General features: G+C 42.3%; 13 protein-coding genes. 11 read left to right on the top strand and 2 right to left on the bottom strand.

Annotated features, from left to right (window positions below; all coding sequences use genetic code 11):
- The first annotated feature begins 7 nt into the window (after positions 1-7).
- On the top strand, positions 8-622 hold the full coding sequence (locus tag HMPREF1149_RS08930) for a GyrI-like domain-containing protein (protein WP_000873103.1): 615 nt from the start codon (positions 8-10) through the stop codon (positions 620-622).
- Between the two features lie 42 nt (positions 623-664).
- Here HMPREF1149_RS08930 and HMPREF1149_RS08925 read toward each other — a convergent pair whose 3' ends face one another.
- Entirely contained in the window at positions 665-2,926 is a 2,262-nt protein-coding gene (locus HMPREF1149_RS08925) for an ATP-dependent Clp protease ATP-binding subunit (RefSeq protein ID WP_000882475.1), read from the bottom strand.
- A 237-nt stretch (positions 2,927-3,163) separates the two neighbouring features.
- Positions 3,164-3,394, bottom strand: a complete 231-nt coding sequence (locus HMPREF1149_RS08920) for a DUF1797 family protein (protein ID WP_000443577.1) — start codon at positions 3,392-3,394, stop codon at positions 3,164-3,166.
- A gap of 191 nt (positions 3,395-3,585) precedes the next feature.
- On the opposite strand from HMPREF1149_RS08920, the gene HMPREF1149_RS08915 reads away from it, so the two are divergent.
- The 10 genes from HMPREF1149_RS08915 (at position 3,586) to HMPREF1149_RS08870 (ending at position 13,180) form a co-directional block, all read left to right on the top strand.
- The gene (locus HMPREF1149_RS08915; RefSeq protein ID WP_009067706.1) at positions 3,586-4,269 is read left to right on the top strand and encodes an amino acid ABC transporter permease; all 684 of its coding nucleotides are present in this window, start codon (positions 3,586-3,588) and stop codon (positions 4,267-4,269) included.
- Complete coding sequence (locus tag HMPREF1149_RS08910; RefSeq protein WP_000140919.1) at positions 4,269-5,003, top strand: amino acid ABC transporter ATP-binding protein; 735 nt, start codon at positions 4,269-4,271, stop codon at positions 5,001-5,003. The genes HMPREF1149_RS08915 and HMPREF1149_RS08910 overlap by 1 nt, the downstream gene beginning before the upstream one ends.
- A 33-nt stretch (positions 5,004-5,036) precedes the next feature.
- The gene (locus HMPREF1149_RS08905) at positions 5,037-5,357 is read left to right on the top strand and encodes a TfoX/Sxy family protein (RefSeq protein WP_000168537.1); all 321 of its coding nucleotides are present in this window, start codon (positions 5,037-5,039) and stop codon (positions 5,355-5,357) included.
- A gap of 148 nt (positions 5,358-5,505) precedes the next feature.
- The gene (locus HMPREF1149_RS08900) at positions 5,506-6,363 is read left to right on the top strand and encodes a bifunctional methylenetetrahydrofolate dehydrogenase/methenyltetrahydrofolate cyclohydrolase (RefSeq protein ID WP_000057230.1); all 858 of its coding nucleotides are present in this window, start codon (positions 5,506-5,508) and stop codon (positions 6,361-6,363) included.
- 4 nt (positions 6,364-6,367) lie between these two features.
- On the top strand, positions 6,368-7,141 hold the full coding sequence (locus tag HMPREF1149_RS08895; protein ID WP_000673609.1) for an HAD hydrolase family protein: 774 nt from the start codon (positions 6,368-6,370) through the stop codon (positions 7,139-7,141).
- Between the two features lie 57 nt (positions 7,142-7,198).
- Entirely contained in the window at positions 7,199-8,050 is an 852-nt protein-coding gene (locus HMPREF1149_RS08890) for an NAD(P)H-hydrate dehydratase (RefSeq protein WP_000863013.1), read from the top strand.
- Between the two features lie 196 nt (positions 8,051-8,246).
- Positions 8,247-10,739 (top strand): bifunctional DnaQ family exonuclease/ATP-dependent helicase, encoded by a 2,493-nt coding sequence (locus tag HMPREF1149_RS08885; protein ID WP_000980470.1) that lies wholly within the window; start codon positions 8,247-8,249, stop codon positions 10,737-10,739.
- A gap of 5 nt (positions 10,740-10,744) precedes the next feature.
- A complete protein-coding gene (locus HMPREF1149_RS08880; RefSeq protein WP_000830409.1) occupies positions 10,745-11,968 on the top strand; it encodes an FtsW/RodA/SpoVE family cell cycle protein in 1,224 nt (407 codons plus the stop codon).
- A gap of 10 nt (positions 11,969-11,978) precedes the next feature.
- On the top strand, positions 11,979-12,527 hold the full coding sequence (locus HMPREF1149_RS08875; RefSeq protein ID WP_000048214.1) for a DJ-1 family glyoxalase III: 549 nt from the start codon (positions 11,979-11,981) through the stop codon (positions 12,525-12,527).
- A gap of 89 nt (positions 12,528-12,616) precedes the next feature.
- On the top strand, positions 12,617-13,180 hold the full coding sequence (locus tag HMPREF1149_RS08870; protein ID WP_025170457.1) for an HAD-IA family hydrolase: 564 nt from the start codon (positions 12,617-12,619) through the stop codon (positions 13,178-13,180).
- Positions 13,181-13,189 lie beyond the last annotated feature (9 nt).

Raw genomic sequence — 13,189 nt, 5'->3', positions numbered from 1 at the left:
GAACCAAATGAAATATGAATGGAGAAAAGAATCGAAAGATCTTTATCAAGTGAAAGCTAGGCCCAGCATCTTGCAGGTGCCAGGTCAATCCTATATCGTGATTGATGGTAAAGGTGATCCAAATCAAGAAGATTTTTCAGAACGCGTAGGGACCTTATATGCCTTAGCCTATGCGATAAAGATGAAGTATAAAAAAGAACCTTTGAATCAAGTTTACACTGATTTTACTGTCTTTCCTTTAGAAGGTGTCTGGAAAAAGGAGAAGGGGGGAGAACTGGTAAAAAGTGAGCTTTCTTATAGCATTATGATTGGGCAACCCGATTTTATTACGCGAGAACTATTTGAGGAAGCTCTGGAAGAGGTCAAAATCAAGAAGCCAAATCCTCTCTATGAGGCTGTTCGTTTTGAAAAGATAGAAGAAGGCCAAATCCTTGCTATGCTTCATGTAGGACCTTTTGATACTGAAAATGAGACTTTTGCAGAGATGGAGCATTTTTGTCAACTTCATAAGCTCAAAAGAACTTCGGAAGTCCACCGAGAAATTTATCTCAATAATCTTCATCGAACGGAACCAAGCAAATTAAAAACAATTCTTCGCTATCAAGTTCAAGAAGAGAATTAAAAAAGAACAGGAAACAAGATTTCCTGTTCTTTTTTATGAGTTCTAATCTTCTCTTTCAGAAGTATTCTCTTTGATTTTTTCAGTTTTTTTGGCAGATTTGATCTGAATCTTACCATTGCTTGTCATGACTGCCTTGAGGTCTTTTTCACTTGGGTTTTCAAGGTAGTAGTCTGTGATGGCATCCTCGATATGGTCTTGAATGGTACGGCGGAGTGGGCGTGCTCCCATTTTTGGATCATATCCCAAGTCAACCAACTTTTCCTTGACCTTGTCTGTCACATCAAGGTGGATATTGTTGCTGGAGAGGCGTTTGTTGACATCTGCTAGCATGAGTTCGACGATTTGGAGAAGGTTGTCCTTGCTGAGAGGTTTAAATTCGATGATGCCGTCAAAACGGTTCATAAACTCAGGACTAAAGAAGTTGCCGAGTTCACCGAGAACAGAGTTGGTTCGCCCTTCACGAGAAGCTCCAAAACCAACGCTGGCTTCGGCCTTACCAGTACCCGCATTTGAGGTCATGATAATGATGGCATCCTTAAAGCTAACTGTTCGTCCTTGCCCATCAGTCAAACGACCATCGTCCAAGACTTGGAGGAACATGTGCATCACATCTGGGTGGGCTTTTTCAACTTCATCGAGAAGGATGAGAGAGTAAGGATTGCGACGAACTTTTTCCGTTAACTGACCAGCTTCATCGTAGCCGACATAACCTGGAGGGGCTCCGACCAATTTAGCCACGCTGTGTTTTTCCATGTATTCACTCATATCAAAGCGAATCATGCTGTCAGCAGAACCAAAGAGCTCAATGGCTAGTTGTTTAGAGAGTTCTGTCTTACCGACACCAGTTGGTCCGACAAAGAGGAAACTTCCGATTGGGCGATTGGGAGTACCAAGTCCAACACGATTACGACGGATGGCCTTGGCAATCTTATCGACAGCTTCATCTTGACCAATGACATGAGCTTTGAGGTCGTCTGCTAGATGGATAAGCTGAGATTGTTCCTTTTCTTTTAGCTCACCAACAGGGATATTGGTTTTCTGCTCGATGATATGTTCAATGGTTTTCTCGCTGATGATTGGAGTATCCTGATCGGTCACCTTGTTCTTTTGCATTTCCTTGTACTTGGCAATCTGATCACGGAAGTAGGCAGCTTTTTCAAAGTCTTCCTCTCGTGTAGCTTGAGCCTTGAGATTCTCAGCCTCAATCAAGCGCTGATCAATTACTTTAGGATCAACAAAGTTCAGCGTCAAATTCATCTTTGAACCGGCTTCGTCTAAAAGGTCAATAGCCTTGTCTGGCAAGAAGCGGTCTTGGATATAGCGATTGGAAAGATTCGCAGCAGCTTCGATAGCAGCATCAGTATACTTGACGTGATGGTAGTCTTCGTATTTCTTTTGAACCCCTTTGAGGATGATAATGGTTTCTTCGACAGTTGGTTCATCTACCTTGACAGGCTGCATACGGCGCTCTAGAGCAGCATCTTTTTCAATGATACGGTATTCATTGAGAGTAGTGGCACCGACCAGTTGCAATTCACCACGGGCAAGGGCAGGTTTGAGGATATTTCCTGCATCCATATTGCCATCGCCAGCAGATCCTGCACCAACAATTTCATGGATTTCATCGATAAAGAGAATGATGTCCTCGCGTTTGCGGATTTCTTCCATGAGCTTTTGCATACGCTCTTCAAATTGACCTCGAATACCTGTTCCTTGAACTAGACTGACCACATCCAAACGGATAACTTGCTTGCCTTGGAGTTTATGGGGAACATCACCATCGACAATCTTCTGAGCTAGACCTTCTACAACAGCTGTTTTACCAACACCAGGTTCTCCGATAAGGACAGGGTTGTTCTTGGTTCTTCGGTTGAGGATTTCGATAACTCGGATAATCTCCTCATCTCGACCGATAACAGGGTCAATATCTCCTCGACGAGCTATTTCAGTCACGTTGATACCATACTCCTCTAGGAGTCCTCTTTCTTGGCTAGGAGGAGGTGTTTGAAGCGGTCCGCGGTTTTGAGGTCCATAACCACCGTTTCCTCCATATCCCCCACCAGATTGAGTTGGAGGGACGTTATTAGAAGAAGGTTTGAAATTGTTCAAGTCATTGAAAAAGTCGCCGAATGGATCAAAGTCATGATTGTTTAAGTCAGTCATTCCTTTAAAGAGAGTATTATTTGGATCTGTTTTGATAATTTTATAGCAGTTTTGACAGAGATCAATTTGCTTTTGCTGCCCATTGATATTGGTATACAGATGAATTGTTGAGTCGTTTATTTTACAGTTTTGACAGAGCATACATCTACCTCATTTCATTCGTATACTTGGCCTAAGAAAAAGGTCAAGAATAGTCAAAGTTTTATACTCTCATTATAGCATGATTAAGGTGTAAAGCAAGTAAAAAGATTGGGAAGTGGTCGTTTTTAAAAGAAGGATTTATGGAGAATCAAGCGACATTGAAGGTAAGAAAAAATCCCATTTGTGGTGACAAAAAGGATTCTCATTCATCGGGACTTACTGCCCGTTGTTTTTATATTAGTAAAGAAGTTCGTAGATCTCCATTGCAATCAAATCAATGCTATCAAAGGTATAAGTTTCACGAGCTTCTACATCGCGAAGGGTGAAGAGTGATCCGTTTTCTTCGTCATGGCTGTATGCAACTTCTGCGACAACAACACCTTCACGTTCAAAATTACGTTTTAGATTTCCACCATCTTTTGTCATTGCTTCTAGGCGGTTAATGATTCTAACCAAATGTGATTCCATTTTGATTCTCCTCCATTTCTTATCGTTTCTATTTTACCATAAACAAGAGGTAGTTGACTAGAAAAAAACTGTGATTTCTCTCTATTTCTCTATTCTATCAAGTTAATTGTTAAAATTAGGGAAAAGGGATTGCATTTTAATTCAATTCATGTTATAATCATACAATCTAATACATAGAAAGTTGATTGAATATGAATTTTTCTTTTTTACCAAAGTATTTACCATATTTTAACTATGGTGCTCTGATTACCGTGTTAATTTCCATCCTTGTCGTCTGCTTAGGAACCATTATAGGCGTGTTACTGGCCTTTGCTCAGCGATCACGCTTTAAACCGCTCGTTTGGTTTGCAAATGTGTATGTTTGGATCTTCCGTGGTACTCCGATGATGGTTCAGATTATGATTACCTTTGCTCTTATGCATATCAATGCTCCGACTATTCAAGTGGGAATTTTAGGAGTTGATCTTTCTCGTTTGATTCCTGGTATTCTGATTATTTCTATGAACAGTGGAGCTTACGTTTCAGAAACTGTTCGTGCGGGGATCAATGCGGTTCCTAAAGGGCAGTTAGAGGCCGCATATTCTTTAGGTATTCGTCCGAAAAATGCCATGCGTTATGTCATTTTGCCACAAGCTATCAAAAATATTCTTCCAGCTCTAGGAAATGAATTTATCACCATTATCAAGGATAGTTCCCTCTTGTCGGCGATTGGGGTGATGGAGTTGTGGAATGGTGCAACGACAGTAGCAACAACAACGTATTTACCGTTGACTCCCCTTTTATTTGCAGCCTTTTACTATTTGATTATGACCTCTGTTTTGACAGTGGCGTTGAAAGCATTTGAAAAACATATTGGACAAGGAGACAAGAAATAATGACAGAAACCTTGATTAAAATTGAAGAACTACATAAGTCTTTTGGGAAAAATGAAGTTTTAAAAGGCATCAATCTTGAGATTAAACGTGGAGAAGTTGTGGTCATTATCGGTCCGTCAGGGGGCGGGAAATCAACTCTCCTTCGTTCGATGAATCTCCTTGAAGAAGCAAGTAAAGGTAAGGTTATCTTTGAAGGAGTTGATATCACAGATAAGAAAAATGACCTTTTTGCTATGCGTGAAAAGATGGGTATGGTATTCCAACAATTCAACCTCTTTCCCAATATGACAGTGATGGAAAATATCACTTTGTCACCAATTAAAACCAAAGGTGAAAGCAAGGAAGTTGCGGAGAAAAGAGCACAGGAACTGTTAGAAAAAGTTGGCTTGCCAGATAAGGCAACGGCCTATCCACAGAGTTTGTCAGGTGGTCAGCAACAACGGATTGCCATTGCACGTGGACTTGCTATGGAACCAGATGTTTTGCTTTTTGATGAGCCGACTTCAGCCCTAGACCCTGAGATGGTTGGAGAAGTCCTAGCTGTTATGCAAGACCTCGCTAAATCAGGGATGACTATGGTGATTGTGACTCATGAAATGGGCTTTGCGCGTGAGGTAGCAGACCGTGTTATCTTTATGGCGGATGGAGTTGTTGTCGAAGATGGAACACCAGAGGAGATTTTCGATCAAACAAAAGAACAACGGACCAAGGAATTTTTGAGTAAGGTTTTGTAAGACCTCATTTTTAGAAGAAATGGAGTAGGCATCATGGCTTCCAGTAAAGAATATTTAGATTTCATTCTCGAACAGCTATCAGAGCTAGAGGAGATGAGTTATCGTCCAATGATGGGAGAGTATATCCTTTATTATCGTGGGAAGATTATTGGGGGAGTCTATGATAATCGTTTGTTACTGAAGCCTGTGAAGGTGGTCATGGATCAACTGGGAAAGACTAGGCTTGAACGTCCTTATGAAGGAGCTAAGGAGATGATTTTGATAGAAGACATTGAGGATAAGTCATTTCTAACGAGATTAATTAAGGATATGTATGAAGTCTTACCGGCTCCAAAAGTTAAAAAGAAAGCATGACAGATTTACCCAGTATAAATAGGTACAAAAGCTCTATAAGGGCTTTTTCTTATAGTTTCAGACTATAAGGTCTATTAGTCAAGAAATGTTAGAATGACAAGGTATTTTTTGTTATAATAGAAGATATTTGATAGAAAAGAGAAGAGATATGGCTCAGATTATCGATGGGAAGGCTCTTGCAGCTAAGTTACAAGGACAGTTAGCTGAAAAGACTGCCAAACTAAAAGAAGAAACAGGTTTAGTTCCAGGCTTGGTGGTGATTTTGGTGGGGGACAATCCTGCCAGCCAAGTCTACGTTCGCAACAAGGAACGGTCAGCTCTCGCTGCTGGCTTCCGTAGTGAGGTAGTGCGAGTTCCTGAGACCATTACCCAAGCGGAATTGTTAGACTTGATTTTCAAATACAATCAAGATCCAGCTTGGCATGGGATTTTAGTCCAGTTACCTTTGCCAAAACATATTGACGAAGAGGCAGTTTTATTAGCCATTGACCCCGAAAAAGACGTGGATGGTTTCCATCCCCTAAACATGGGTCGCCTCTGGTCTGGTCATCCAGTTATGATTCCTTCGACACCTGCAGGAATTATGGAAATGTTTCATGAGTATGAGATTGATCTAGAAGGAAAAAATGCGGTTGTTATCGGTCGCTCAAACATTGTTGGAAAGCCCATGGCTCAGCTTCTTTTGGATAAAAATGCGACTGTGACCTTGACCCACTCACGCACCCATCATCTTGCCAAGGTGGCTGCTAAGGCAGATATTCTTGTGGTTGCAATCGGTCGCGCTAAGTTTGTGACTGCTGACTTTGTCAAACCAGGAGCGGTTGTCATTGACGTTGGGATGAACCGCGATGAAAATGGCAAGCTTTGTGGAGATGTTGACTATGATGCTGTTGCACCACTTGCCAGCCACATCACACCTGTACCGGGTGGAGTTGGACCTATGACCATTACCATGCTGATGGAGCAAACCTATCAGGCAGCGCTTCGAACACTAAACAAGGACTAGGAAGATGAAATTCGTATTTGATCTGGATGGGACACTGTCTTTTGACTACATGACCATAGATGAGGAGATTAAGCAGGTTCTTTTAAAGGCTGAAGATTATGGGCATGAGCTTGTGTTTGCCTCAGCTCGCTCTTATCGGGATTGCCTGGGTTTATTAGGCCCTGAACTCAGTCAGCGCTTGGTCATAGGGTTGAATGGTGGCGTAGCCTATCATTTGGGGAAGGCTATCTTCGAAAGGAATCTCGATGCTAGAGTTTATCAGGCGCTAGTGGATTATTGCCAGACTTATAATCTCCCTTTCTTTGTAGATGATTGCTTTGACTATAGTGGTCAGATTGTAGAGAAGATTCCATTTTTCTCCAGTGTGGATCCCCTAAAGGTGGCTCGTCATCAGAAACTCGAGGACTTAGGGACTCCGATTAAGGTAGTCGTTTATATGGGTGACCATGAGGAGTTGCTTGATGATCTGCTTGGTCAGCTAGAAAGACTGGGGCTGGCTCATCTGTCCTATCATGCGCATGAAAAGTGCCTTTATGTTAATCCCTTGGATACTCATAAGGCAACAACTGTTGAAAAATTATGTGGGGAGAACTTCATCGCTTTTGGAAATGACCAAAACGATATTGAACTGTTTAAAACATCGCTCTATTCAGTCCAGATAGGAGATTTTGCTGGCCTTACTCCATATGCAGATGACACGTTAGAGATAAAAGGAGCTCCTTCTCCAGCAGTAGCAGCTAAAATCTTACAGACTTTTGCGGAATTTAAGGGAAAATAGTATAGAAGGAGGTTCTAGCCTCCTTTTGTAGTATAATGGAGTGAGAGGGAAAAAACGATGAAAGTGATTGATCAAGCTTTATTAGAAAAAGTCATTATTGAACGTTCTCGTTACAGCCATAAGGGAGATTACGGGCGTTTGCTCTTGCTGGGAGGGACCTATCCTTATGGGGGAGCTATCATCATGGCAGCCATTGCAGCTGTTAAAAGTGGGGCAGGGTTGGTGACTGTTGGCACGGATAAGGAGAATATTTCGGCTTTGCACAGTCATTTACCTGAAGCTATGGCTTTTTCTCTAGAGGATACAGCATTACTAAAGGAACAGATAGAGAAGGCAGAAGTCGTCTTGATAGGTCCGGGTTTACGAGAGGATGCATTCGGAGAAGAACTCGTAAAACGGGTCTTTGATAAGCTCAGAAAAGACCAGATTTTGATTGCAGATGGTGGTGCTTTGAGCATTTTAGCAAAAGTCCAGTTACCATTACCTTCTAGTCAGCTCATCCTAACTCCCCACCAAAAGGAATGGGAAAGGCTGTCTGGTATAGCTCTTGGGCATCAAAATACAGAGACGACATCTAGGGCTCTTTCAGCTTTTCCTCAAGGAACGATTCTTGTCGAGAAAGGTCCGGCAACTCGTATCTGGCAAGCTGGTCAGTCTGAATATTATCAGTTACAGGTTGGAGGTCCCTATCAAGCAACTGGTGGGATGGGAGATACTCTGGCTGGGATGATTGCGGGTTTTGCAGGTCAGTTTCACCAAGTCAGCCTCTATGAAAGAGTGGTGGTAGCGACTCACCTTCATTCAGCTATCGCGCAAGAACTAGCTCAAGAAAACTACCTTGTTTTGCCAACAGAGATTAGCAAGCTACTCCCAAAAACAATGAAAAAAATATCTCAAAAAGGCAGCTAATATCTTGGTTGCCTTTTTATGTTGATGTAGCTTTGTTGATAAGGTTTTTAAATACCTCAGAACCAGCGACTAACTGCTGAACTTGCGTGAAATTCTCTCTTTTAAGGTCTTGATTTTTAGTCAAACTCAAAAGGAAAGCGAGATTGTTATCAAAGTTGAGGGGTGTCAAATCATGCTTTTTTTGATATAATTTTTAATGATGAATGCGAGACATGATCGGTATGTAGTCGTTGATTTAGAGGCGACCAGCACTGGAAGCAAGGCAAAAATTATTCAAGTAGGCATTGTGGTGATTGAGAATGGCGAAATCGTCGATCAGTATGCGACTGATGTCAATCCTCACGAACCCTTGGATTCTCATATCAAAGAATTAACGGGTCTGACCGATCAGCGTTTGGCTGTGGCACCAGAATTTTCTCAGGTGGCTGGAAAAATTTTTGAATTGGTTAAGGACGGTATTTTTGTTGCGCACAATGTACAGTTTGATGCTAACCTTCTTGCAGAATTCCTCTTTTTTGAAGGATATGAATTGCGTACACCGCGGGTGGATACAGTTGAGCTTGCCCAGGTTCTGTATCCTCAGTTTGAAAAGTATAACTTAGGTATCCTTTGTCAAGAGTTGGACATTGAGCTGGAACATGCCCATACTGCCCTGTCAGATGCTCAGGCAACAGCTGAACTCTTGCTTTACATGCGTCAAAAACTATTTGAGCTACCAAAAGGGCTCTTAGAAAGCTTGTTAAACCTTGCAGACAACCTTCTCTATGAAAGTTATTTGGTGATTGAGGAGGTCTATCAGCAACAATCTCTCTTATCTTCGCCAGACTTGATGGAACTTCATGGGCTTTTCCTCAGAAAGGGAAGCAAAGCCTTAGTCCTACGAAAGTTATCCAAAGACTTTGCTAAAAACATTTCTTTATTGGGGCTGGAGGAGCGACCGCAACAGTTGGAATTTGCGGAGAAGATTGAGCAATTATTGGAAGAACACCAGACTTCCTTTATCCAAGCCCAAACGGGACTGGGCAAGACTTATGGTTATCTCCTCCCAGCTTTGAACTTGGAGAGTCAAGCAGGTATCTTAGTGAGTGTTCCGACCAAAATTCTTCAAAATCAGATCATGCAAGAAGAAGGTCAGCGCTTAAAAGAGGTCTTCCATCTGGAAATTCATAGTCTCAAGGGGCCTCAAAATTACTTGAAATTGGATGCCTTTCATCAAATTCTCTATCGACCGGAGTCCAATCGCCTTTTCACACGTTTTAAAATGCAACTGCTCATCTGGTTAACAGAGACAGAGACTGGTGACTTGGACGAAATCGGGCAGCTTTATCGCTACCAGCACTTTCTGCCGGAACTAGTCCACGATGGTAAGCTTTCAAAGAAAAGTTTATTTGCTACAGAGGATTTTTGGAAACGAGGGCAGGAAAAGGCCAAGACCAGTCGCGTTCTCTTGACTAATCATGCCTATCTGGTCACTCGTTTGGAAGACAATCCAGAGTTTGTCGATAACCGTTTAGTAATTTTGGATGAAGCTCAAAAAATGCTGCTAGCTCTCGAAAATCTAGCTCAACAGGCTTATCGCCTAGAGGATCTTGTAACTCAAATTGAAAAGTCCTTAGAGTCAGAGGAAGATTTGGTTCAGAAACGCTTGCTTGAGAGTATCGGCTTTGAATGTCGTTACTTGATGGAGCACTATCAGTCAGGTCTGAAGAATGGAAAGTGGTTGGATTCTCTTGAACAGTTGCGCCAGCATTTTTCGGAGTTAGCTCTCCCAGAGTATAGAGAAATTGCAAATTTTTTCACATCGGACCGTGAATTTTGGCTTGCTGCAACTGAGAAGTCTAGCAAGGATGTTTTGATTTGTTCAAGCAAAAAAGGCCGCTTTATACTAGCAGACCTATTGCCAGAAGATTGCAGGCTCCTAGGAGTATCGGCCACTCTTGAAATCAGCAATCGGGTTTCCTTAGCAGATTTATTGGGATTTCCAGATGCTCCGCTTGTTAAGCTTGATGTAGCAAAACAGGAGCAACAAGAAGTCTTTCTAGTCAATGACTTTCCTCTTGTGACTGAAGTTTCACCTGTTGACTATGCTAGTGAAGTGGCTTCTGTTATCCGAAGGTTACAAGCCTTTCAAAAACCCATACTGGTCTTGTTTACCTCAAAAGAGATGTTGCAGGCAGTTTCAGACTTGCTCGACCAACCGCATCTAGCTCAGTATAAAAATGGGGAACCAAGCCAACTGAAAAAACGTTTTGAAAAAGGCGAACGCCAGATCTTGCTTGGAACAGGTAGTTTCTGGGAAGGGGTTGATTTTTCAACCCATCCTTGTGTAATTCAAGTGATTCCGAGATTGCCTTTCCAAAACCCCCAAGAACCGTTAACCAAAAAATTAAACCAAGAACTGCGTCAAGAATGGAAAAATCCCTTTTATGATTATCAGTTGCCGATGGCTATCATTCGGCTAAAACAAGCCCTGGGTCGTACTGTTAGACGTCCTGACCAAGGTTCGGTTGCTGTAATCTTAGACAGTCGTGTTGTCAGCAAGCGTTACGGCAAACAAATCGCCCAGACCTTGTCAAAAGAAAGGACGGTTCAGGTCCTTTCTAGAGAACAGCTAGAAGCTGCTGTAGCTGATTTTCTCCAATCCCATCGCAATAGAATGAAAGAAAAATCTAAGAAAGAGAAAAGGTAAAAAATATGAAACGTTCCTTCGACTCTCGAGTCGATTATAGCCTTCTCCTACCAGTGTTTTGTTTACTGGTGATTGGAGTAGTGGCCATTTATATAGCAGTTAGTCATGACTATCCCAATAATGTACTTCCAATACTGGGTCAGCAAATCGCTTGGATTGCTTTAGGGCTTGTCATTGGGTTTGTCGTCATGTTCTTCAATACCGAGTTTTTATGGAAGGCGACTCCTTATCTTTATGGCCTGGGGCTAGCTTTAATGGTCCTCCCACTTGTTTTCTACAATCCAAATCTTGTAGCGTCAACAGGTGCCAAGAACTGGGTATCGATTGGTGGAACGACACTCTTTCAGCCATCGGAGTTCATGAAGATTTCCTATATCTTGATGTTGGCTCGAGTCATCGTACAATTCACGCAAAAACACAAGGAATGGCGACGGACTATTCCCTTGGATTTCCTATTGATTGGTTGGATGATCGCCTTTACCATCCCAGTCTTGATCCTCTTAGCCCTACAAAGTGACTTGGGGACTGCCTTGGTCTTTGTAGCTATTTTTGCAGGTATGGTTCTCCTTTCAGGTGTTTCGTGGAAGATTATCATTCCGGTCTTTGCGACAGGAGTGACTGCAGTTGCAGGCTTCATGGCCATCTTTATAAGCAAGGATGGACGTGCCTTCTTGCATCAGATTGGGATGCCAACCTACCAGATCAACCGCATTTTGGCTTGGCTCAATCCCTTTGACTTCGCGCAAACAACGACTTACCAACAGGCGCAGGGACAAATTGCGATTGGAAGTGGTGGCTTGTTTGGACAAGGTTTCAATGTGTCCAATCTCCTCATTCCAGTACGTGAGAGTGATATGATTTTTACGGTGATTGCTGAAGACTTTGGCTTCATTGGTTCAGTATTTGTTGTTGCCTTGTACTTACTTCTCATCTATCGAATGTTGAAGATTACGCTCAGGTCAAATAACCAGTTCTACACCTACATTTCGACTGGATTTATCATGATGTTGCTCTTCCATATCTTTGAAAATATCGGTGCCGTGACAGGCTTACTTCCTTTGACAGGGATTCCTCTGCCTTTCATTTCTCAAGGGGGCTCCGCAATTATTAGCAACCTCATTGGTGTCGGTCTCCACTTATCTATGAGTTACCAGACCAACCTAGCGGAGGAGAAAAGTGGAAAAGTTCCATTCAAACGAAAGAAAGTCGTCCTAAAACAAATCAAATAAGGAGGCCACTATGTCAAAAGTAGCAGTTATTTTAGCCCAGGGTTTTGAAGAAATTGAAGCCTTGACAGTAGTTGATGTCTTGCGTCGAGCAAACATTTCATGTGATATGGTAGGATTTGAAGAGCAGGTGGCAGGATCACATGGCATTCAGGTAAAAGCCGACCGTATCTTTGATGGTGATTTGTCCGACTATGACTTGGTCGTTCTTCCAGGTGGCATGCCAGGCTCAGCTCACCTACGGGATAATCCAGTCCTCATTTCTGAGATTAAAGTCTTTGACCAAGCTGGAAAGAAAATTGCAGCCATCTGTGCAGCTCCAATCGCCCTCCATCAAGCAGGTATCCTGAAAGACAAGCACTTCACCTGTTATGACGGTGTTCAGGAGAACATCAGTGATGGAATTTATCAAAAGCAAACAGTGGTTGTGGATGGCAATCTAACAACTAGCCGAGGACCGTCAACCGCACTTGCCTTTGCCTATGAGTTGGTAGAGCAGTTGGGAGGGGATGCTGAAAGTTTACGAGTCGGCATGCTCTATCGAGATGTCTTTGGAAATTAACAGTAAGACGAGAGTTCGGCTCTCGTTTTTGCTTGGAAAAATCTAGGAAATCATCGCTTTTTTCATAAAAAAATGGTATAATGAAGGGTATGAAATATCACGACTACATATGGGATTTAGGTGGTACCCTATTGGATAATTATGAGACTTCTACAGCAGCCTTTGTAGAGACCTTAGCCCAATACGGAATAGAGCAAGAACACGACCGTGTTTACGAAGCCTTGAAGGTTTCGACAGCTTTTGCCATTGAGAAGTTTGCCCCAGACATCGAGAATTTTTTAGAAAACTACAAAGAAAATGAAGCGCGTGAGCTAGAGTATCCAGTTTTGTTTGAAGGGATTCCAGAGTTACTAAAAGACATCTCTGACAAGGGTGGTCGTCATTTCTTAGTCTCTCATCGAAATGACCAAGTTTTAGAACTTCTTGCAAAGACTCAGATAGCTGACTATTTCACAGAAGTCGTGACTGCCAGTTCTGGTTTCAAACGAAAACCAGATCCTGAGTCCATGATTTATTTACGTGATAAATATCATATCTCATCCGGTTTGGTCATTGGAGACAGGAATATTGATGTAGAAGCAGGTAAAGCTGCCGGCTTAGATGCCTATCTTTTTAAAAACGTTGCGACACTGAGACAAGCAATAGACATGTAAGAAAAGGGA

Origin of the sequence: Streptococcus sp. BS35b (genome assembly GCF_000286475.1) — a bacterium.
GTDB classification, from domain to species: Bacteria; Bacillota; Bacilli; order Lactobacillales; family Streptococcaceae; genus Streptococcus; species Streptococcus oralis_W.
The sequence above is the reverse complement of the archived record's forward strand: the minus strand, read 5'-3'. Positions and strand labels throughout refer to the sequence as shown.